General features: G+C 65.9%; 21 protein-coding genes. 18 read left to right on the plus strand and 3 right to left on the minus strand.

The features are described from left to right. The first annotated feature begins 237 nt into the window (after positions 1-237). The 9 genes from LKE50_03710 to LKE50_03750 all read left to right on the plus strand — a co-directional run bounded on the left by LKE50_03710 (position 238) and on the right by LKE50_03750 (position 8,324). The gene (locus tag LKE50_03710) at positions 238-660 is read left to right on the plus strand and encodes a PTS fructose transporter subunit IIA (GenBank protein MCH3967717.1); all 423 of its coding nucleotides are present in this window, start codon (positions 238-240) and stop codon (positions 658-660) included. 70 nt (positions 661-730) lie between these two features. After that, positions 731-1,219: a PTS sugar transporter subunit IIB gene (locus LKE50_03715; GenBank protein MCH3967718.1), complete on the plus strand. Its 489-nt coding sequence runs from the start codon at positions 731-733 to the stop codon at positions 1,217-1,219. 151 nt (positions 1,220-1,370) lie between these two features. Then, complete coding sequence (locus LKE50_03720) at positions 1,371-2,225, plus strand: PTS sugar transporter subunit IIC (GenBank protein MCH3967719.1); 855 nt, start codon at positions 1,371-1,373, stop codon at positions 2,223-2,225. Further along, a complete protein-coding gene (locus LKE50_03725; GenBank protein MCH3967720.1) occupies positions 2,225-3,076 on the plus strand; it encodes a PTS system mannose/fructose/sorbose family transporter subunit IID in 852 nt (283 codons plus the stop codon). The genes LKE50_03720 and LKE50_03725 overlap by 1 nt, the downstream gene beginning before the upstream one ends. 33 nt (positions 3,077-3,109) lie before the next feature. Then, positions 3,110-3,484: a hypothetical protein gene (locus tag LKE50_03730; GenBank protein MCH3967721.1), complete on the plus strand. Its 375-nt coding sequence runs from the start codon at positions 3,110-3,112 to the stop codon at positions 3,482-3,484. Between the two features lie 74 nt (positions 3,485-3,558). Beyond that, entirely contained in the window at positions 3,559-4,383 is an 825-nt protein-coding gene (locus LKE50_03735) for a Cof-type HAD-IIB family hydrolase (GenBank protein MCH3967722.1), read from the plus strand. A gap of 91 nt (positions 4,384-4,474) precedes the next feature. Continuing rightward, the gene (locus LKE50_03740) at positions 4,475-4,948 is read left to right on the plus strand and encodes a MarR family winged helix-turn-helix transcriptional regulator (protein ID MCH3967723.1); all 474 of its coding nucleotides are present in this window, start codon (positions 4,475-4,477) and stop codon (positions 4,946-4,948) included. Between the two features lie 129 nt (positions 4,949-5,077). Beyond that, positions 5,078-7,543: a UvrD-helicase domain-containing protein gene (locus LKE50_03745; protein MCH3967724.1), complete on the plus strand. Its 2,466-nt coding sequence runs from the start codon at positions 5,078-5,080 to the stop codon at positions 7,541-7,543. 13 nt (positions 7,544-7,556) lie between these two features. Beyond that, complete coding sequence (locus LKE50_03750) at positions 7,557-8,324, plus strand: mechanosensitive ion channel family protein (protein MCH3967725.1); 768 nt, start codon at positions 7,557-7,559, stop codon at positions 8,322-8,324. A gap of 177 nt (positions 8,325-8,501) precedes the next feature. On the opposite strand, the gene LKE50_03755 is transcribed toward LKE50_03750, so the two are convergent. Next, the gene (locus LKE50_03755; protein MCH3967726.1) at positions 8,502-9,596 is read right to left on the minus strand and encodes a hypothetical protein; all 1,095 of its coding nucleotides are present in this window, start codon (positions 9,594-9,596) and stop codon (positions 8,502-8,504) included. A 189-nt stretch (positions 9,597-9,785) separates the two neighbouring features. Continuing rightward, a complete protein-coding gene (locus LKE50_03760; protein MCH3967727.1) occupies positions 9,786-10,646 on the minus strand; it encodes a DegV family protein in 861 nt (286 codons plus the stop codon). Positions 10,647-10,921: 275 nt separating this feature from the next. On the opposite strand from LKE50_03760, the gene nhaA reads away from it, so the two are divergent. Further along, positions 10,922-12,364, plus strand: coding sequence for a Na+/H+ antiporter NhaA (nhaA, locus tag LKE50_03765; protein ID MCH3967728.1), 1,443 nt, complete (start codon positions 10,922-10,924; stop codon positions 12,362-12,364). Here nhaA and LKE50_03770 read toward each other — a convergent pair. Then, positions 12,361-12,669 (minus strand): hypothetical protein, encoded by a 309-nt coding sequence (locus tag LKE50_03770; GenBank protein MCH3967729.1) that lies wholly within the window; start codon positions 12,667-12,669, stop codon positions 12,361-12,363. The two genes, nhaA and LKE50_03770, sit on opposite strands and share 4 nt — an antisense overlap. A 110-nt stretch (positions 12,670-12,779) precedes the next feature. On the opposite strand from LKE50_03770, the gene LKE50_03775 reads away from it, so the two are divergent. From LKE50_03775 to tmk, 8 genes are all read left to right on the plus strand, one after another. Further along, the gene (locus LKE50_03775) at positions 12,780-14,066 is read left to right on the plus strand and encodes an aminotransferase class I/II-fold pyridoxal phosphate-dependent enzyme (GenBank protein MCH3967730.1); all 1,287 of its coding nucleotides are present in this window, start codon (positions 12,780-12,782) and stop codon (positions 14,064-14,066) included. Positions 14,067-14,247: 181 nt separating this feature from the next. After that, positions 14,248-15,171 carry a tetratricopeptide repeat protein gene (locus LKE50_03780; GenBank protein ID MCH3967731.1) on the plus strand — a complete coding sequence of 308 codons (924 nt, stop codon included), beginning with the start codon at positions 14,248-14,250 and terminating at the stop codon, positions 15,169-15,171. A 17-nt stretch (positions 15,172-15,188) separates the two neighbouring features. Beyond that, positions 15,189-15,503 (plus strand): STAS domain-containing protein, encoded by a 315-nt coding sequence (locus LKE50_03785; protein ID MCH3967732.1) that lies wholly within the window; start codon positions 15,189-15,191, stop codon positions 15,501-15,503. 1 nt (position 15,504) lies between these two features. Beyond that, positions 15,505-16,203: a twin-arginine translocase TatA/TatE family subunit gene (locus LKE50_03790; protein MCH3967733.1), complete on the plus strand. Its 699-nt coding sequence runs from the start codon at positions 15,505-15,507 to the stop codon at positions 16,201-16,203. A 30-nt stretch (positions 16,204-16,233) separates the two neighbouring features. Continuing rightward, entirely contained in the window at positions 16,234-17,070 is an 837-nt protein-coding gene (gene tatC / locus LKE50_03795) for a twin-arginine translocase subunit TatC (protein ID MCH3967734.1), read from the plus strand. A 45-nt stretch (positions 17,071-17,115) separates the two neighbouring features. Next, positions 17,116-19,722, plus strand: coding sequence for a DNA topoisomerase I (locus LKE50_03800; GenBank protein ID MCH3967735.1), 2,607 nt, complete (start codon positions 17,116-17,118; stop codon positions 19,720-19,722). Between the two features lie 149 nt (positions 19,723-19,871). After that, on the plus strand, positions 19,872-20,579 hold the full coding sequence (locus tag LKE50_03805) for a hypothetical protein (protein MCH3967736.1): 708 nt from the start codon (positions 19,872-19,874) through the stop codon (positions 20,577-20,579). A gap of 81 nt (positions 20,580-20,660) precedes the next feature. After that, positions 20,661-21,335 (plus strand): dTMP kinase, encoded by a 675-nt coding sequence (gene tmk / locus LKE50_03810; protein MCH3967737.1) that lies wholly within the window; start codon positions 20,661-20,663, stop codon positions 21,333-21,335. The last annotated feature ends 12 nt before the right edge of the window (positions 21,336-21,347 follow it).

Here is a 21,347-nt window from a genome sequence, read left to right on the forward strand (position 1 = left end):
GTGACGGTAGTTGCGGTCCTGCCTGGCTGGTTATCCGGTTTACATACCAGTCATGTTGTCATCAAGACCGTTCGCCGACGCTTCTGGGCGATTTTGGGCGTTTGACCCATCCGAAGATAGTTTTGGACAATAATCATTCCGCAACGAAACAGTTGCGATTGCAACTATCCATGGCGCGACGGGATGGTCGTGTCGCCCACGGACGGATGTGCCCGCATCCAGACGAGAGGAACAGACATGAGGTATCTGCTCATGGTCAGCCATGGCACGCTCGCTCCCGGACTCCACAGCGTTCTCAAGATGCTCTCGGGCTCCTGTGACGGCGTACTGAGCTGCAGCATGGAGGACGGCATGGGCGCGGATGACTTCGTCTGCCGCCTGGAAGGGACCATCGCCCCCATCACGTCCGCCGACGAGGTGCTCGTGCTCGGGGACATCATCGGTGGGTCCCCCCTCACCAACACGCTCGACACCCTTGCGCGCCATGGGCTTCTCGCAAAGGCGGTCGCCTTCGGCGGCATGAACCTCCCCATGGCGCTCACCGCGCTGATGGGACTGCAGACAGGCCGAACTCGACGCCCTGCGGGCGGAGATGCTCTCGGAGGGCCGGGATGCCATCCGGGAGGTCGACCTCGCCGCCACCGAGGACGACGAGGATGACGAGGACGACATCTGACCTCGTCCCGTTCCGCATGGAGGCCCTCCCACCAACCGAGCATTGGAGAAGCACATGATCTCGTTCATCCGTATCGACGACCGCATGATCCATGGACAGACCTGCACCCGCTGGGCGCTCGAGTATCCCTGCGACGGCCTCATCGCCGTCAACGACGCCGCGGCGACCAACCCCGTGCTCAAGGCGGCCTACAAGAACGCCTCCGAGAAGAAGACCTTCGTCTGGACGATGGAGCACTTCGACGAGGTCAAGGACAAGGTCCTCTCCAGCAAGGACCGCTACTTCCTCATCACCAAGAACCCCCTCGACATGAGGAGGATCCTCGTGGACATGGGCTTCGAGCCTGGCATCGACCGGGTGATCGTGGGTCCCTGCAACGACCGGCCCAACACGGTCAAGCTCGGCAACAACCAGTCCATCACCCAAGAGGAGGCCCAGGCCTTCGAGGACATCACCAACGCCGGCTACACCGTCGAGTTCGCCCTCCTCAAGGAGAAGTCCATCGGCGAGTGGCCCAAGTTCCGCGCTCAGTTCGGCTTCTAGCCTCCCCATCAGGTTCCTCGTCGGACCCGATCACAAGGATTCTCATGCATGACCTGGGAGCGCGCGCCCGGGCCTTGGGAGGGTCTGCGTCGAGGGAGTCCGACTCGCGTTCTGGACAGTAGGAAGCACACCTCAGGAAGGGTGGTACTACATGGCAGTCAATGCGTTCCAAGCGGCCTTGTTCGGGCTGTTCGCATGCCTGGCCTCGATGCCTGGCATGGGCGGCACGACCATCGGCAACTACACGCTAGGCAGGCCCCTCGTCGCAGGCCTCGTCGTGGGCCTCATCATGGGTGACGTCAGGAGCGGCATCATCGTGGGTGCCGCGATCCAGGTCATCTACATCGCGTTGGTGACGCCAGGCGGCACCGTCTCGGCCGACGTCCGTGCCATCAGCTACATCGGCATCCCCCTGGCCATCCTCGCCATCAGGGCGAACGGGCTCGACCCTGCGTCGACCGAGGCGCAGAGCATGGCCGCATCGCTCGGTGCTGCCGTCGGCACGCTCGGCACGGTCCTCTTCTATGGCACCGCGACCATCAACCTGATCTGGCAGGGCATCGGCTGGAAGACCCTCGAGAAGGGCAAGCTCAGCAAGCTCTACGTCGTCGACATGGTCCTCCCCTGGATCGGCCACTTCGTGTGCTCGTTCCTCCCGACCTTCATCATCACGATGGCCGGTGCCGGAATGGTCGACCTCATGAAGGCCTATCTCCCCATGGACGGCTTGGCCATGAAGACCCTCTTCACGGTAGGCTCGCTCCTTCCCACGGTCGGTATCGCCATCCTGCTCAAGCAGGTCGTCAACAAGCCCACAGACTTCCTCACGTTCTTCTTCGGCTTCATCCTCTCGGCAGTCATGGGCTGCAACCTGATCGCCGCGGCCCTCATCGGCTGCTTCTTCGCGGTCATCAACTACAAGATCGAGTCCGTCAGGATCGATGCCGCCTCGAGGCCGGCCCTCGAATCGGCTGGGTCATCGGATGACGAGGAGGAGGACATCTAATGGCTAAGACCACGCAAACGACGGCTCCCAGCGAGGGCGGCAGGAAGCTCTCGGAGAAGACCCTCAAGAAGTCGTTCTGGATCTGGTTCTATGGCAACCTCACCTGCTTCTCGCAGGAGCACATGCAGACCTTCGGCTACCTGTGCGCCATGCTGCCGATCGTCCAGGAGCTCTATGACACCGAGGACGAGCAGCGCGAGGCGCTCACGACCTACAGCGCGTTCTTCAACACCGAGCCGCAGATCGGCAGCATGGTGGTAGGCATCACCGCAGGCCTCGAGGAGGCTCGCGCCAATGGCGAGCCCGTCGACGACGAGACCATCAACGGCATCCGTGCCGGTCTCATGGGGCCGCTCGCAGGCCTCGGCGACTCGCTCATCGTGGGCACGCTCATCCCGATCCTGTTGGGTATCGCCCTCGGCCTCTCGACCGACGGAAGCCCCCTTGGCGCCATCTTCTACATCGTGGTGTGGAACGCGCTCATGATCTTCGGGATGCGCTTCGCCTACAACCAAGGCTACTCGTTGGGCGGCAAGGCCGTCGAGGCACTCGTCGGCCCCAAGGCCACGGCGCTTCGCGACTCCATCGTCATGGTGGGGACCATGGTCATCGGTGCGGTCGCGGCCACATGGGTGAGCATCACCACCTCGTTCGAGATCCCTGGGGTGCTGGTGCTGCAGGACACCTTCGACAACATCTTCCCCAAGCTGCTGCCGCTCCTGTTCACCCTGCTCTGCTGGTGGCTCATGTCCAAGAAGAAGATCCAGCCCACGGTCGTCATGCTGATCCTCGTGGTCATCGCCTTCGTCGGCGTCCTCGTCGGCTTCTTCAACCCCGGACTGTCCTACTAGCCCCCTCGACCCCTTCGTGCATGGGAGGAAACCATGGCCATCGATACGAGCGCCTGGCAGCGTGACGACCTTCTCCGGGAGGCCAGGCTCCAGACTGACGCGATCCAACGGTTGGACGTATGGCTCCGCGTCGGCTACTCGCTCCTGGCGGTCGGGTTCCTCCTCGGGTACTGGGGGTTCTACGGTGCCGGCGGCACGGGGTTCGGGGTTGCCGGGATCGTGATGCTCGTCGTCGGCCTCGTGATCGCCGTCCCGCTCAAGCTGGGGACGACGCGCGCCAAGGCGAACGTCGAGCACATCATGTCTGCTGCCGGGGTCGATATCTCTTCTCGGAAGGAGAGGGACGTGCCGCCCGGCTCGTCGGGAGGCACGTCCGGAAGGGCCGAACACCCAGAGACCTCGCGGTAGCGACAGGGGACCTTCGGGTCCCCTGTCTCATGCTGTGGGGCCAAGGGCGTATCGATGGGAAGGGAGTGCCAGCCATGGTCCCCAGGATCGTGTTCACGGATGTCGATGGCACGCTGCTCGATCGCAATCATCATGTCCGTCCCAGGACGGCAGAGGTCACGAGGGAACTTGCGCGGCGCGGCATCCCGTTCGTGCTCGTGAGCGCCCGCATGCCCGAGGCGCTCCATCCGGTCCAGGATGACCTCGGCATCTCGGGCCCGCTCGTGTGCTACGGCGGCGCCTATGTGCTTGACGAGGATGGTGGCGAGCTCCTGAGCCGCACGATCGGGCTCGCGCGTGCCGGCGAGGTCGGGCGGATGGTCGCCAGCGAGCTGCCCGACGTCTGCTGCAGCGCATATGGCTTCCACGTCTGGGCCTGCAGCGACCGGAGCGATCCCCGGATAGCCCATGAGGAGCAGGTCGTGCACACGACAGCCGTGGCTGCCACCCTCGAGGCGGCCTTCGACGAGAGGGGCGTGCACAAGTTCCTGCTCATGGGCCGGCCCGACCAGGTCCTCGCGGCAGAGCGCCTGCTCGGGGCGGCGTGCCCCGACCTCACGGTCGTCCGCTCCAGCGATACGCTCTGCGAGGTCATGTCGGGCGGCGTGAGCAAGGCCGAGGGCATCAGGCGGGTCTGCAGGCGGTACGGCATCGCCCTGGAAGATGCCGTGGCATTCGGTGACGGCTGCAACGACGTCGGGATGCTCGCTGCCGTGCCTCAGAGCTACGCCATGGCGAACGGCGCCCCCGAGGCGCGCGCGGCGGCGGCCCATGTCACCGAGCTCGACAACGACCACGATGGTCTGGCGACGCAGCTCTCCGTTCTTCTCGAGGGTCCGAGAAAGAGGCGCGGGTTATGAGGGATGCTGGGTAGAAGTGAGGGGGACTGGTCGGTTGGCCTGGTAAGATGTATGCCTGTGCCGTCAAGGGTGGAAGGGACTTCGGGACGTCGTGGCAGAGCGAGAGACAGACAAGATGGACTACGAGGACGCGGCGAAGAAGCTCATCGTCTATTCGCGCGGCGTCGCAAAGGGATTCCTCAGCACGGCCGTGGGACTCTCGGCCGGCGAGGCTCCCATCCTCGAGTACCTGTCGCGTGACGATCAGGGGCAGAACCCCTCCGAGCTCGCTGAGCGTCTTGGTTACACGCGCCCGCGGACGACGCGCATCCTCGACTCGTTGGAGTCGAAGGGCTACGTCGAGCGCACGCAGGACGTGCATGACCGGAGACGCGTCATCGTGCGTGCCACGCCGGCGGGTCGCGCGCATGCCAGCTCCGAGGAGTCCGAGGGCGTGAACAGCCTGGCGGGAGCGCTCAGCTCCATGGGCGAGCATGATGCGAAGCAGCTGCTCAAGGCGCTTGAGCAGGCCTACAGCCTTACCTATGACCGTGACGACATCCTCGGTGACACCAAGGGCGACTGACGGGCCCGTGGGTGCTGCGCGCTTTTCCTGGCGAGGGCACGTTTGTGTCAGCTCCAGCGGGTAGACTGTTCAGGCATGGCGAGAGGAACCATCACCCCTCGCACCAACGTCTATCCCAGGAGTCATTGCATGTCCCTCGAGCAACCTGCCTCACTCTTCGATACCGTGCCCCCTGCGCCGGCACCACGTCCCTCCGACATCTTCGCGCCGGCAGCTGCCACCATCGACCTCTCGGGGCTCAACCCTGCCCAACGCACCGCCGCGGAGTGCACGCAGGGTCCGCTGCTGGTGCTTGCCGGGGCCGGTTCCGGCAAGACCCGCGTGCTCACCTATCGCATCGCGCACATGGTGTCCGACGAGGGCGTCGCCCCCTGGCAGGTGCTCGCCATCACGTTCACCAACAAGGCGGCGGCAGAGATGCGCGAGCGGCTCGGCCGGCTCCTCCCCGGTGGCATGCGAGGCATGTGGGTGTGCACCTTCCATGCCATGTGCGTGCGGATCCTACGCGAGGACGCCGAGCTCCTGGGCTACCGTCCCAACTTCTCGATCTACGACGACGACGACTCGCGTCGCCTGGTCCGTCGCATCATGGCCGACCGCGACATCGACCAGAAGCACTTCCCGATCAACATGATCAGGTCGAAGATCAGCTCGGCCAAGAACGCCATGGTGGGGCCCGACGAGTTCTCTGACCTTGCGTCCGACCCGTCCGAGGAGAAGGCCGCCCTCGTCTACCACGACCTCCAGTCGAGGCTCATGAGGGCCAACGCCATGGACTTCGACGACCTCCTCGTCCGCGCGTATGACCTGCTCTCCACCCAGCCCGAGGTGCTCGCCCGCTACCAGGAGCGCTTCCGCCAGATCAGCGTGGACGAGTACCAGGACACCAACCACGTCCAGTACGAGATCACCAACCTGCTGGCTGCGGCGCACAAGAACCTCATGGTCGTGGGCGACGACGACCAGTCCATCTACTCGTGGCGTGGCGCCGACATCCAGAACATCCTCGACTTCGAGAAGGACTACCCGGACGCCACCGTGGTCAAGCTCGAGGAGAACTACCGTTCCACGGGCCACATCCTCTCGGCTGCCAACGCCGTGGTGTGCCACAACTCCCGTCGGACCGACAAGCACCTCTTCACCTCGGCGGGCGAGGGCGAGCCGGTCCGTGCCTACCAGGCCTCCGACGAGCGCGACGAGGGACGTTGGATCGCCGGCGAGATGGACAAGCTCCACGCGGCGGGCACCAGCTACGACGAGATGGCCGTGTTCTATCGCACCAACGCGCAGTCGCGCGTGCTCGAGGACATGTTCCTCCGTGCCGGCGTGCCCTACAAGATCGTCGGCGGCACGCGCTTCTTCGACCGTGCCGAGGTCCGTGACGTCATGGCCTACCTCAAGCTCGTCGTGAACCCGGCCGACGACGTCTCGGCCCAGCGCGTCATCAACACGCCGCGCCGTGGCATCGGCTCAACCTCGGTGGACGCGATCTCGCGCTACGCCGCGTCACATGGCCTCTCGTTCTTCGATGCCTGCCAGGCATGCGTGGCCGAGCCTGACGTGGTCGGGCCACGTGCCCGCAAGGCGCTCGGTGGCTTCACGAGCACCATCGCGGCCTGCCGTCACTTCGACGGCGAGCTCCCCAAGGTCGTCGAGGCCATCGTGGACCGCTCGGGGCTCATCACGGCGCTCCAGGCCGAGTCGACGCCGGAGTCGGAGGGCCGCGTCGAGAACATCCGCGAGTTCCTGGGCGTGGCGTCCGAGTTCGACGAGAGCCACGAGGACGTCGAGGCGGCACTCGAGACCATGGCCGAGCTGCGTGCGGCAGGTGCCGCGAGCGCACAGACGCAGGTCCCCGCCCCTGACGTGCCGGGGCCGGCTGCGGCCGCACCCCAGCCGGCTGCCGCCCAGAAGCTCCCCGCCTTCATGGAATGGCTCGCCCTCCGGAGCGACCTCGACTCCCTCGACGGCTCCGCGAGCGCCGTCACCATGATGACGATCCACTCGGCCAAGGGCCTCGAGTTCCCCGTGGTCTTCGTCGCCGGCATGGAGGAGGGCCTCTTCCCCCACATGGGGATGGACACCGACCCCTCCAGGCTCGAGGAGGAGCGCAGGCTCGCCTACGTGGCCATCACGCGCGCCGAGCGCCGGCTCTACCTCACCTATGCCTCGACGCGACGGGTCTTCGGCACCACCCAGGCCTATCCACGGAGCCGCTTCGTGGAAGAGATCCCCGCCTCCGACCTCGAGGTCGTGGGCGTGGGGTCCGCAGGTTTCTCGGGTACGGGTTGGGAGAAGCGCGGGGACCGCCACGGCACCTTCGGAAGCGGCACGGCGAGCATGTACTCGGGCCACGTCTTCGGGGCGCAGACCCGCTCCACCGGGGGCAGCCCGGCACGCCAGCCGGGCATCAAGCGCGATGCCGCCAAGGCGGCCGAGGAGTTCGTCCCGGGTGACAAGGTCTCGCACAAGACCTTCGGCCCCGGTACGGTCATCTCGGTCGACAAGGACACCATCGAGGTCAAGTTCCCCCGTACCGGCAAGACCAAGAAGCTCATGAAGGGGTTCGCCCCCATCGTCAAGATCGCAGGCTAGGAAGGAGGCCCTGATGTCCGATCAGACCGTGCAGGTGCTAGGCATCGGCCTCGAGAAGCTCATCTATCTCGCCGTCATCGTCATCATCGCCCTCGTGGTGCAGCACATCGTGGTGCGCATCGCCCGCAGGGCCCTCGACGCCTCGAGGATTCCCTCGGCCTCGATCTTCATCAATCTGCTGCGGGCCCTCATCTGGGTCGTCGCCCTCCTGAGCGTGCTCCAGCCGGTCTTCGGCGTGGAACCCACGGGGTTCGTGGCGGCCCTGGGCGTGACCTCCGTCGTCATCTCGTTCGGCCTGCAGGACACGGTCTCCAACGTGGTGGGCGGTCTTGGCCTCATGGGAGGCAAGGTCATCCAGCCGGGAGACCATGTGAGGATCGGTGACGTCTCGGGCGTGGTGACTGACATCACCTGGCGCCAGACCTGCGTCCGTGACCGTCTGGGCAACGTGGACGTCATCCCCAACTCGCAGCTCAACAAGACGTCCTTGGTCCGTCTGTCACCCATGCAGGCCTGCGAGTGCCACATGCCGATCCTCGTGACGCCGACGGCAGACCTCGTCGAGGTCACGGCTGATGTCGAGAGGACCCTGCCCGAGGCCCTGGGCAAGAGCTACCTGTCAGAGTTCGGCTGCCAGGTGCGCTTCATCGAGTCGGGCCCGTACGGCATCCAGGCTGACGTCCTCGTGCACGTGAGCGATGACATGTCCTTCTCGAAGGCAAAGGACGCCTGCATGCGGGCGCTGTCCGGTCGCGACTGGCTCGAGTACGCCGAGCCGTAGGCCCCTGTCCCCAAGCCGCCCCGCGAATGGTGGCCTTCGCGTACGTACGTGGTCATGCGCATGAGCTCTGGGGGAGTTCCGCAATGCTCGGCGTCCTTTGCCGAGCGGGATGAGGACTGCCCGAGCACATGAGGGACCTGCGCACCATCGCCCTGGTGCACATGAGGGACCTGCGCCCTAGATCGATTCCATCTCCGAGAGGGTGTTGTAGTACCAGGCCTGCCAGTTGGGCGGGCAGTACTTCTGGGCGGCGCTCGGGGTGATCGTGTAGCCATATCCGGCGGCCAGGCCTGACACGTGGGCACGAATCGCATCGTCCCAGGTGCCCCAGCTCGAGTTGCCCCAGCCCCAGGCGTTGTGCGACTTGAAGCAGTAGAGGCCCTTCGAGCTCTCGGTGTTCGAGATCGCGGGACTCCAACGTGGGTCGACGCCGTAGTCCCAGGCGGCCTCGGCAAAGGTGCCGCCATGGCCTGCCATGGGAGACCCTGCCAGGTAGTTGTTGATGCGTCCGGTCCACTCGGACACGAAGGATGCCTTGTCGGATCCCATGTCGACCGTGCTCGCCGAGGACGAGTCGGTGCCGTTCGTGCTGGTGGTGAGCGTGGTGCCGCTCCCGTCCGCGGTCGTGGCCGACGCCTGCGCCGCGGCCTGGGCGGCAGCCTGTGCCGCGGCGGCCTCTGCGGCGGCCTTCTCCTCGGCCTTGCGCTGGGCCTCCTCGCGCGCCGACCGTGCGTCCTGGAGCGCCTGCTGTGCCGTCGCCGCCTCGGAGTCTGCCTCGGCCTTCGCGGTGTCGAGCTCAGTCTGGGCGGTGTTGAGCTCGGTCTCCATGTCGTTCAGGGTCTCGAGCTCGTTGAGGTTGCGGGTCTGGATGACGTCAAGGTACTGCACTGTGGTGAGGAGGTCGTTGAAGTCCTCCGCGTTGAGGAGCATGTCCACGAGGCCGGTGCCCTGCTGCTGGTACTTGTAGAGCATGCGGATGGCACTGGAGGCCTTCTCACGCTGGGCTGGGAGCTTGGCCTCGACCTCGTCGATCCTCGCCTGGTTCTCGTCGGCCTTCTGCTGGGCCTCCTGCTGCTTGGATGCGGCCGTCTCGTAGGCGGTGTTAGTGTCCTCCACGCGCTGCTGGAGCTCCTCGAGGGAGGGGTCTGCCGCCGTCTGGTCCTCGTCGGCCAAGGCGCGCATGGGGAGTGCGAACGTACCGCAGACGATGGCAAGCAGGAGGGCGACGGCGGGGCGTGTCCAAGGCATGCTCGCATTGTGGGAGGGCGACATGGTGCTCCTCATCTGGGGCGTGCGTTCATGCCGTTCCGGCCGACGTCCGACCAGAGCGACAGGCTCCATCGGTGGTTGCATACCATATGAGTCTAGCTTTCAGGCTAGTCACAGGCCAAGGGTCGGTCCCATCACCGCAAAACCTGCAGAGGACCTCATGGGGGAGCGCCGTCCGGAGTTCCGAGCCGGCTAGTCGCGTGCGGGCTGTACGCCCATCCCCACGACGCGGGGGCCGGTGTGGACCATGAGGGCAGGCGAGAAGCTCGACCTGATGATGCGGGTCATGTTGGGGATGCGCTCCTTTGCCTTGGCCTCGAGCAGGTCGAAGTCGTCCTCTGCCTCGCTGCAGCAGATGGCGATGACCGTCTTGGGGAACTTGGCGGCACAGCCGGCGATGAGGCCGACCATGGAGTCCATGGCCTTCTCCCAGCCGCGGGCCTTCTTGCAGGGGACGTAGCGCCCCTCGGGGTTGCAGGTGATGATCGGCTTGATGTTCAGGACCGAGCCCATACGGTAGGTCGGCTCAGAGATGCGGCCGCCCTTGCGGAGGTGCTCGAGCTCGCGGCAGCAGAAGAAGACATCGGTCTGCTCGGCGAGAGGAACGAGCCTGCCCTCGAGCTCCTCGAAGGGAATGCCCTCCTCGACCATCTCGGTCGCAGCCATGACGACCATGCCGGCCGCCACGCCGATGCTCTTGGAGTCGATGATGAGCACGGGGAAGTCCTCGAGCTGGCTCGCGACCAGGTGGACCGTCTGGTTGGTGGCCGAGAGGCCCGAGCTCAGCGAGACGAAGACGGCACGCTCGTAGCCGGCGGAACGGGCGTCCTCGAAGCAGGTGCGAATCTCCTCGGGGGTCGGAAGGCTCGTCGTGGGCGTCTCCTGCGCGAAGCGCCTGACGACCTCCGCAGACGTGATGTCGACGCCGGCGCGGTAGGAGCCGTCCGTGTAGTTGATGGTGAGGGGGACCACGCGCACGTCATGCTCGGCGCAGAACTCGGCAGGGGTGTCCGTGCCCGAATCCGTAACGATCGCGATGTGCTGGTCGTTCATGTGTGGCTCCTCGAGTTGGCAATCATGGGGGATGGTCTGATACGTGCAGACATACACTAGCGCAAACCATAGCACGCGCGATGTGGGCCGCGCCCCAGATTCGCCTGTCATGGCCCGGATGTGTGCACGCGTCTGTGTGGAGCGGATGCTACCGGGCCCGGACGGCACCGTGCGATCGGAAGGGCAAGGTACAATTCAGCCTGTTGTACGTCTACAAGCTCACTCTGCCGCGACCGGTCCGGTGCCCTGGGACCGACGCGGCGGGAAGGAATGCGATGCCCCAGAAGACCGAGCAGCAAACGACGAGGTCAACGGTCTCACCGATCATATCGGTGCCCACGGTCGCCCGTCGCGTGGCCCGACGTCCTGCCTGGCAGAGGCTCACCTCCAACGGGACGGTCGCGGCTGCCGTCATGGTCTTCGCGGCGATACTGGCCATCATCGTGGCCAACTCCTCCGCCTACGAGGTGGTCCATGAGGCCCTTTCGACACCGCTGACCCTAGGGGTGGGAGACCTCGTGGGGAGCATGACCTTCGAGGAGTTCGTGAACGACTTCCTCATGGCCATCTTCTTCCTGCTCGTAGGCATCGAACTCAAGTACGAGATGACGGTGGGACAGCTCAGGCGCCCCCGCCAGGCGGCCCTGCCGATGCTCGCCGCCGTGGGTGGCGTCGTGGTCCCGTCGCTCATATACGTGCTCGTGAACCAGGGTGGGGCCACGCACGGCTGGGCCGTCCCCATGGCCACCGACATCGCCTTCGCCCTCGGCGTCATGAGCCTCCTCGGTGACCGCGTGGCGCCTGCGACCAAGGTGTTCTTCTCGACCCTCGCCATCGCCGACGACATCCTCGCCATCGTGGTCATCGCCGTGTTCTACGGCGAGACGCCCAACATCGCGTGGCTCGCGGCCTCCCTCGGCGTGGTCGTGGTGCTGGCACTGCTCAACAAGGCACACGTCTATCAGGCCCGTGCCTACCTTGCGGTCGGCCTCGTGCTGTGGTTCTGCATGTTCAACTCGGGGATCCATGCCACCCTTGCCGGTGTGGTGCTGGCGCTGTTCCTGCCGGCTCGTTCCGACATCAAGCTCGGGAGCCTCAAGGGCTGGCTCGGCGAGCGGGCGCGCAGCCTCGACGACGAGTACGACGAGGACACCCACGTGCTGGGCCAGCACCGCTTCACGCAGGAGGCCGAGAGCGTGGAGCGTGTCATGCACCACGTGACGCCGCCCCTCCAGCGCGTGGAGAACATGATCTCGGTCCCGGTGAACTTCCTCATCCTGCCGCTCTTCGCCTTCGTGAACGCACAGGTGCGCCTGGTGGGCGTCGACCTCGGGGCGCTCGTGGCCGACCCGGTGGGGCAGGGGGTCTTCCTTGGCGCCTTCCTGGGCAAGCCCATCGGCATCATCTCGGTGACCTGGGTCCTGGTGAAGGTCGGCTTCGCCAAGCTCCCCAAGGGGGTCAACTGGCTGCAGGTCATAGGCATGGGCATCATGGGCGGGCTCGGCTTCACGATGTCGATTCTCATCGCGGGCCTCGCCTTCACCGATCCCTCCGAGGTCCTCGTGGCCAAGTGCGCCATCCTTGCGGGGTCGGTGGCCTCGGGTGTGGTCGGCTGCCTGTTCATCACCGTCGCAGAGGACCTGTCCGACAAGCGCTCGGGCACGGTGCGGCGCCATAAGAGCAAGCGTGCCCTGCGTCGCGAGAACCGGGCGCGCTAGCTCACCGTGCCGTAGGTCTGGCCCCATCCATGGGCCGTGAGCGCCGAGTTGAGCTGGTCGCACATCCGGCCGCGCGTGTAGCGTCCAGGCGGGAGCAGCTCCACGATCTGCAGGAGGTCCTCGTCGAGGTCGTTCGCCTCGGCGAGAAGCACCAGGTCGAGCCGGTCCGCCTGGGCACCTCGTTCGAAGAGGGCATCGACGACGTGCTGGAGCTCTCCGTAGGCCTCTGCCTTCGTGTTGATGGGGCCACGCTTGGGCTTCTCGCCCTCGTCCGGTGTTGCATGTGCTCTGTCGGCATGTGACATGTGGCGTCCTTGCGGGTCGGGTTTCGTCTCGGCCCATGGTAGCAGGCTGGCTCACGATTGCGTCTATACTCCTCCTCATGGTGGTACGGACTGGGACGCAAGGGGGAGACATGCCAGACGCATACGAGGGACTCGACACGGACGCGCTACGTCATGAGGTGGCCACGCTCGAGGAAGAGGCGAACCGCCTCCGTGGCCTCGACCTCTCGCTCGACATGGCCCGCGGCAAGCCCAGTCCCGAGCAGGTGGCCCTCTCGAAGCCCATGCTCGACTGCCTCGGCTCCTCGAGCGAGCTCGTGGACGAGGGGGTCGACGCCGGCAACTATGGGACGCCTGACGGGCTCCCTGCCGCGCGACGCCTCATGGCCGAGATCCTCGGCGTCGATGCCGCGAACGTCTCGGTGACCGGGTCGTCGAGCCTCTCCATCATGTATGACGTCGTCTGCCACGCCTGGGTCCACGGCGTTCAGGGGGAACGTCCCTGGAGCGAGCAGGGGTCGGTGCGCTTCCTGTGCCCGAGCCCCGGGTATGACCGCCATTTCTCGGTGACGGCGAGCTTCGGCATCGAGAACGTGCCGGTGGCGATGGGCTCGGACGGCCCTGACATGGACGAGGTCTGCCGTCTGGTCGAGGGCGACCCCTCCGTCAAGGGCATCTGGTGCGTCCCCAAGTACGAGAACCCCACGGGCATCACCTATTCCGACGAGGTCGTGCGTCGGTTCGCCTCGCTCAGGCCTGCCGCCCCCGACTTCCGCATCTTCTGGGACAACGCCTATGTGGTCCACGACCTCGAGCAGCCGGGCGACGAGCTCCTCGAGCTCTTCTCGGCCATCGCCGCGGCCGGGACCTCGGACCTGGCCTATGAGTTCGCCTCGACCTCTAAGGTGACCTTCCCTGGGTCGGGCATCGCATGCGTGGCGGCGAGCGCCGCCGACATGGCCGACCTCCGGGCGTCCTTCTCCATCCAGCGCGTGTGCCCTGACAAGCTGGACCAGCTCATGCATGTGCGCTACCTGCCCGATGCCGATGCCGTGCGCGCACACATGGCCGAGCAGGCCGCCATCCTGCGTCCCCGCTTCGACCTCGTCGAGCGCAAGCTCACCGAGGGCCTGGGCAGCCTGGGTTGCGCCAGCTGGACGCATCCGCGCGGCGGCTACTTCGTCTCCTTCGAGGGACCCGAGGGCTCGGCGAAGGCCATCGTGGCCCTCATGGCCGAGCTCGGTGTGAAACTCACCGGGGCCGGTGCCACCTGGCCCTATGGGAAGGACCCGCACGACTCCAACATCCGTATCGCCCCCACCTATCCGTCGACCGCCGACCTCTCGCAGGCGCTCGACGTCCTCGTGGTGGCCGTCAAGCTCGTCTCGGCTCGCCTCGCCCTCGCTGCCAGGGGGTAGGTTCCGGCGCCTCTGCCTCCGTCGTAGCGGCACCCGGACGGTTCCGGCTGGGCGTTCTCTATGTAGAATGGGTACCATTGTTGGGACGCGACGTCGGTCTGGTCTAGTCTCAGACCGTCTCCCCACCGTCGGGAGGGTCCAAGGCCCACCCGGTACCGGCTCAAGGAAAGGTTCTCGGTCGATGTCATCGAAGTCCAAGAAGGCTAACAAGGGTCACAAGACCAACAAGCAGGCCACCCAGTCGAGGGCCAAGGCTGCCGAGGCCGCGCGCAAGGCCGACGAGGCCAAGTCCAAGAAGGACCGCAAGAAGCACCTCATCGAGATCCTCGTGGTGGTCTTCGCCGTCATCATGGTCATGTCCATGATGCTGCCGTCCCTCTCGCAGATCTTCACGAGCTCGTCGAGCTCGAGCAGCGCGACCACGGCCGAGACCTCCGCTACCACCGATGCCACCACGGACTCCGACACCGCGGCCACCACGGAGGCCACCACCGCCTCGGTCTCCTATGTCGACAGCGAGTACTCGTCCACCGTCTCGACCCTGGAGTCCAAGCTCGACGGCGACCCCAACAACCTCGCGACGCTCATCAACGTGGCCAACGACTACTTCGCCTGGGGCTACAACGCCCTGTCCTATGCCACGACCGATGACGAGAAGACCCACGTGAACGACCTGTTCACCAAGGCCGAGGGGTACTACGACCGTTACCTCGCCCTGAACGACTCGGGCTCGGCCCATGTGGACCGTGCCCTGTGCCAGTACTACTCGGGTGATACCGACGGCGCCATCTCGGCGCTGGAGTCCTACACCCAGCAGGACCCGACCTTCGCGAGTGCCTGGGCCAACCTCGGCATGATCTACTATGCAGACAATCGCACGGACGATGCCAAGGCAGCCTTCCAGAAGGGCATCGACAACGACCCCGACGACAAGTACGGCGTGAAGACCTATGCGGAGCAGTACCTGTCCTACATCTCGTCCGCCGAGACGGCGTCCACGTCGAGCAGCACAGGCACCTCGTCCGATGCGACCACGAGCGGCTCGAGCTCCTATGGCACGAGCCTCTCGGACGCCCTTGCCAGCGCATCTGGAACCACGCTCTAGGTCAAGAGAGGAACACCATGGACCTTTCCATAGCACCCACCACCACAGGCAGCGTGACGCGACTCGCCGTCACCGGTGAGGTGGACGTCTCCAATGCCTCCATCCTGCGCGACGCGCTCGACAAGGCGCTGGGCAAGGACATGCGCCTCGAGGTCGACATGTCCGATGTGCCCTACATCGACTCCACCGGTATCGGCGTGCTCGTGGGGACGGCCCATCGCGCCACCGAGCTCGGTGGCAGCCTCGCCGTCATGCATCCGCAGGCGAACGTGAGCCGAGTGCTCGGGCTCCTGGGTGTGGCTGACGACCTCAACGTCATAGAGGGAGACTAGCGTGTTCGGCATCGGAGAGACCGAGCTCGCCCTCATCCTGGTCTTTGCGTTCCTGCTCTTCGGTCCGGACAAGCTCCCGGCCATGGGACGCACGATCGGGCGGATGCTGCGTCAGTTCAGGACCGCGCAGGAGGGCTTCACCAAGGTCGTCCAGACCGAGGTCATCGACCCCATGAACTCCGCCTCGAACGACCCCGACAGCAAGGTCGCCAAGGTCGTCGGCGGCGATGACGACGACGCCCCCGCGCCGCGGGACCATCCGTCGGAGACGTTCGCCGAGCGGCGTGCCCGCCTCGAGGCCGAGCGTGGCGACAAGGCCACCAAGGCCGATGAGCCCGTGAGCCCAGACGATGCCGCAGACACGACTTCCGCGTCGGCTGTCGCGGCAGATGTCGACGATGCCGATGCCATGACCGACGACCAGACCACCGCGGCCAAGGAGGCAGCGGAGGCCGAGGAGAGGGCCAAGGCAGAGGCCGAGGAGGCCGAGAGGGCCGCTGACGAGCGTCGTCGAAGCGCGGCCGCCCTCTATGGCCTCGATGACGTCCCCGAGCCCGCCCCTGCGTCCGACCCCGACGTCGATGCCGCGGACGATGCGCCCGCGACGCCTGCAGACGATGCCGATTCTGACGCGGACGTCGGTTCCGCCGCAGATGCGGCTCCCACAACCGACCCTGGGAAGGAGGACGAGGACGCGTAAGGCCGCATGGCCTCCCGTCCCCACACCACCATGCCCATCGGACCAGCTCGTATGCCCCTGCTCGACCACCTCGGTGAGCTCCGCCGGCGTCTCACCATCGTCGTCGTCGCGCTCCTCGTGGCCGCCGTCATCATCTACATGGCCACGCCCGCGCTCATCGAGGTCCTCATGGACCCCATTCGCCAGTTCCTGCCCGATGACGGCCAACTCACGGTGCTCTCGGCCCTCGGCGGCTTCACCATCCGCTTCAAGGTCGCCATCTTCTTCGGCATGATCGTCTGCTCGCCGATCATCATCTGGGAGGTCATGGCCTTCTTCCTCCCGGCCTTCACCGAGAGCGAGCGCAAGTGGGTCGTGCCGACCGTCGCCGCGATGGTGGCCCTCTTCTTCCTTGGCATGATCTTCTGCTACTTCGTGATCCTGCAGGCCGCCTTCGGCTGGATGATCGGGGAGTCCGCGGCCTTCGCCACGGTCACCCCCAACGCCGAGGACTACCTCAGCATCATGATGATGCTCGAGATTGGCTTCGGATTGGCCTTCCAGCTGCCGCTTGTGGTCTTCTACCTGGCCATCTTCCACATCGTGCCCTATCGCGACCTCCGTGGTAACTGGCGCTACATCTACGTGGGGCTGCTGGTCCTCTCGGCCGTCGTCACGCCCGATGCCAGCCCGGTCACCATGTTCTTCATGTTCGCCGCCCTCATCTCCCTCTACGAGATATCCCTGGCCGTCGCCCGTTCCGTCATCGTGGGACGTGACGGCAAGGAGGCCCTCAAGTGGACCCGCGACGACTATGACCAGCACGAGATGGAGAAGGACGACGTGGACGATGACGACCCCACCGGTCTCTCGACCACCAAGAACTGACCCAGGCGCCGGTCATAGGCCCGCGCCAGATGTGAGGAGTACCTCTTGAAGCTCGTCGTCACCGAGAAGAACAATGCGGCCCAGAAGATCGCGCAGCTCCTGTGCGACGTCGGCAGGCCGAAGACGGACAAGGTCTATGACACGTCGGTCTACCGCTTCGACCATGACGGCGAGGAATGGGTGACGATCGGCCTGCGCGGCCACATCCTGGCCCCGGACTTCCCGCCCGAGCTCCGCTATACCGCCAAGGACGGCTGGTTCGGCCTCACCGAGGACGGCGAGGTCCTGCCTGCCCGCATCCCCGACGACCTGCCGCGTCCCCCGTTCAAGAAGAAGAAGCCGTTCCTCGAGGACGGTGTGGACATCAAGGGCTGGAAGGTCTCGAGCCTGCCGTACCTCGTCTGGGCCCCCATCCAGAAGGAGCCGGCCGAGAAGGGCATCATCCGTGCCCTCAAGAACCTCGCCAAGAAGGCCGACTCCATCGTGATCGGTACCGACTTCGACCGTGAGGGCGAGCTCATCGGCTCGGACGCCCTGGCTCAGATGCGCGAGGTGGCACCTGACGTGCCCGTCTCGCGTGCGCGCTACTCGGCACTCACGAAGGGCGAGATCGACCATGCCTTCGAGAACCTCGTCGACCTCGACCAGGACCTGGCCGATGCCGGCGAGTCACGTCAGTACATCGACCTCATCTGGGGTGCCGCCCTCACGCGGTACCTCACGATGGCCAAGTTCGGTGGCTTCGGCAACGTGCGCTCGGCCGGCCGCGTCCAGACGCCGACCCTGGCCCTCGTGGTGGCTCGCGAGAAGGAGCGGGACGCCTTCGACCCCAAGGACTACTGGGTCATCTCCGGCATGGGTTCCCACGCTGGGGAGGACTTCAAGCTCACGCATGCCACGGCTCGCTTCTGGGAGAAGCCCGCGGCTGACCTTGCCTTCTCGCACATCGAGGGCAGGACCTCGGCCATGGTGACCAACGTGACCACGCGCAGCCGCACTCAGCGGCCGCCTGTGCCCTTCAACACGACGACGCTCCAGACCACGGCTGCCGGCGAGGGCCTGAGCCCCGCTCGCACGATGCGCCTCGCCGAGTCCCTCTACATGGACGGACTCATCTCGTACCCGCGTGTCGACAACACCGTGTACCCCAAGAGCCTCGACCTGCGCGGTACCGTGAAGGCGCTCTCGGCCGTCCCGCAGTACGCCTCCGTCTGCCGTGGCCTCCTTGCCCAGGACGCGCTCGTACCGACCCGCGGCAAGCAGGAGACCACCGACCACCCGCCCATCCATCCCACGGCGGCCGCCGATCCAGACAAGCTCGAGCCTGCCGCATGGAAGCTCTACAACCTCATCGCGCGGCGCTTCCTCGCCACCCTCATGGGACCTGCCACGATCGAGGGCACCAAGGTCGAGTTCGACTGCGGCGGCGAGCCGCTCCAGACCTCAGGGGACGTGCTGGCGGATGCAGGGTTCCGTGCCATCTATCCATTCGGGCTCAAGCGTGACGAGCAGCTCCCGGCCCTCGCGGCGGGTGATGCCGTGGACGTGTCCAAGATGTCCCTCGACGCCAAGCAGACCGAGCCGCCTGCACGCTACAGCCAAGGCAGGCTCATCCAGGAGATGGAGAAGGCCGGCCTCGGCACCAAGTCCACGCGCGCGAGCATCATCGAGCGCCTCTATACCGTGAAGTACCTCAAGAACGATCCTATCGAGCCCAGCAAGCTCGGCATGGCCGTCATCGAGGCGCTCCACTCCTATGCGCCCCACATCACGACCCCCGACATGACGAGCGAGCTCGAGGCCGACATGACCAAGGTGGCCGAGGGCACGGACACGCAGGATGCCGTCGTCGACCACTCGCGCGCCCTTCTCGCCGGCATGCTCGATGACCTCATCGACCACAAGGACGACCTCGGCGAGGCCATCTCGGATGCCGTCACGGCCGACGCCAAGGTCGGCGTCTGCCCCAAGTGCGGCCGCGACCTTGTGATGAAGCACTCGGCCAAGAACCGTTCGAGCTTCATCGGCTGCATGGGTTGGCCCGACTGCGACGTCACCTATCCCGTCCCCAACGGGCGCATCAGCCCCATCGAGGGCGAGGCCGGCGTCTGCCCCGACTGTGGCGCCCCTCGCGTCAAGGTGAGCCCCTTCCGCAGCAAGCCCTACGAGTGCTGCGTGAACCCGGCCTGTCCCACCAACCAGGAGCCCGACGTGCTGGTGGGGGAGTGTGCCGCCTGCAAGGCCGCCGGCAAGCACGGCGACCTCGTGGCCCACAAGTCGGAGCGCACCGGCAAGCGCTTCATCCGATGCACCAACTACGATGAGTGTGGCACGAGCTATCCGCTGCCGCAGCGAGGCGAGCTCCATGCCACGGGAGAGACCTGCCCTGACTGTGGCGCCCCCATCGTGGAGGTCATCACCGCCCGCGGCCCTTGGCGCATCTGCGTCAACATGGACTGCCCTGGCAAGGAGAAGAAGGCTGCCGGTCCGCGAGGCCGTGGGGGTCGTGGCGCCGCCAAGAAGCCCACTGCCAAGAAGTCGACCAAGAAGGCAACTGCCAAGAAGGCAACCAAGAAGCCTGCCAAGAAGACGACCACCAAGAAGACGACCACCAAGAAGGCTGCCAAGAAGGTCCCTTCCGACAAGGAATGACGAGCGGGCCTCGAGCGAGGCGAGCGGTGACGAGGTACGCGGGGCTGCCCAATGGGGCCGTTCGCCGGTTCCCATGGCGGGGGCTGGCCTTGCTGTAACTCAGTTGATATAGTTGTCATAGGTATGAATGGACTCCAGGAGGTAGGGCGATGGCGCAGGTGAGGCATCAGAGGATGGTCGTCGTGGCGGCACGAGCCCTCGCCATCGTCCTTGCGTGCGTCTGCGTCCTCCTGGCCGTGCCCAGCCCCGCATCGGCCCAGACCCTGGTGGCGGGTGACCTCACCTTCACACAGGACTTCGTCTCTGACACCAAGGGCGTGGCCGACACCTTCACCTATGAGATCACGGCCGACTCCGCCGACGCACCTCTGCCGGAGGGCGCCTCCAACGGCACTTACACCTTCACGATGACGGGCACGGACACCGTCGTAGTCAACTTCCAGGTGAACGAGCCCTCAGCCGATTCCGTCTATACGTACACCGCCCGCCAGGTGACACCTGCCGATGCCGACGGCTACACCTATGACGACACGGTCTACACCATCAAGTTCTATGTGTATGGCAACAGTGCCACGGGCTACATCTTCACCTACGACGAGCAGGGCGACAAGGTCCATGACCCCGGCTGGACCATCACCTATGCCCAGCCTGTGGTGACGAGTCCCTCAAGCCCCACGACCCCTACGACCCCCGAGGCGGCCACGCAGGCAGCCACCGTGGTCCCCGTCTCCGACACGCAGCAGCTCGTGAAGACCGGAGATGCCGTCGAGTTCGGCGTGCTCCTGGGGGTCGGCATAGCGGCCGTGGCCGTGGCCTGCCTCGGCCTCGTGGTCCGTCTGCGCGGGCGCTCACGCTGAGCCTCTCCCCTCATGCTCCCATCATCCCGACCTGTTAGAGTCATGGGTCACGTCCAAGCGCGACCCGAGGAGACCATGCGCATGCCAGCAAAGACCATGACGGGTGCCTTCGTCTCGCTCGAGGGCATCGATGGCTGTGGGAAGTCGACGCAGGCCAAGCTGCTGGTCGACCGACTGACGAGCGCAGGACTCGACGTCGTCTCGCTGAGGGAGCCAGGAGGCACGCCCATCTCCGAGAAGGTCAGGTGCCTCCTGCTCGACCCGGCCAACGCCGAGATGAGCGACGAATGCGAGCTCCTCCTCTATGAGGCCGCCCGCGCGCAGCTGGTTCGTGAGGTCATCGAGCCGGCACTCGCACGGGGAGCCGTGGTCGTCTGCGACCGGTTCTATGACTCGACCACGGCCTACCAAGGGGCGGCCCGAGGGCTTTCCCCCGAGGTGGTCGAGCAAGCCAATCGTCTCGGTTCCTGCGGGACATGCCCGACCCGCACCCTCGTGCTCGACCTCGACCCCGCCGAGGCCTTCTCTCGTGCGACGGTCGACGGCAAGGACCGCCTGGAGGGCGAGGGCCTCGCCTTCCAGCGCCGCGTCCGTGAGGGCTTCCGCGCATCCTCGAGGCGCGAGCCCACCCGGATGCGGGTGGTCGATGCCGCCGGCACGGTCGATGACGTCGCCGCACGGATCGACGCCGTGCTTGCGGACCTCATCCCCTCCCTCTCCGCTTCCGATGGGGGTGAGCCCGCAGATGCCCGATGAGCCATCCCCTAC

This window comes from Atopobiaceae bacterium (assembly GCA_022483015.1).
Taxonomy (GTDB): domain Bacteria; phylum Actinomycetota; class Coriobacteriia; order Coriobacteriales; family Atopobiaceae; genus JALCUE01.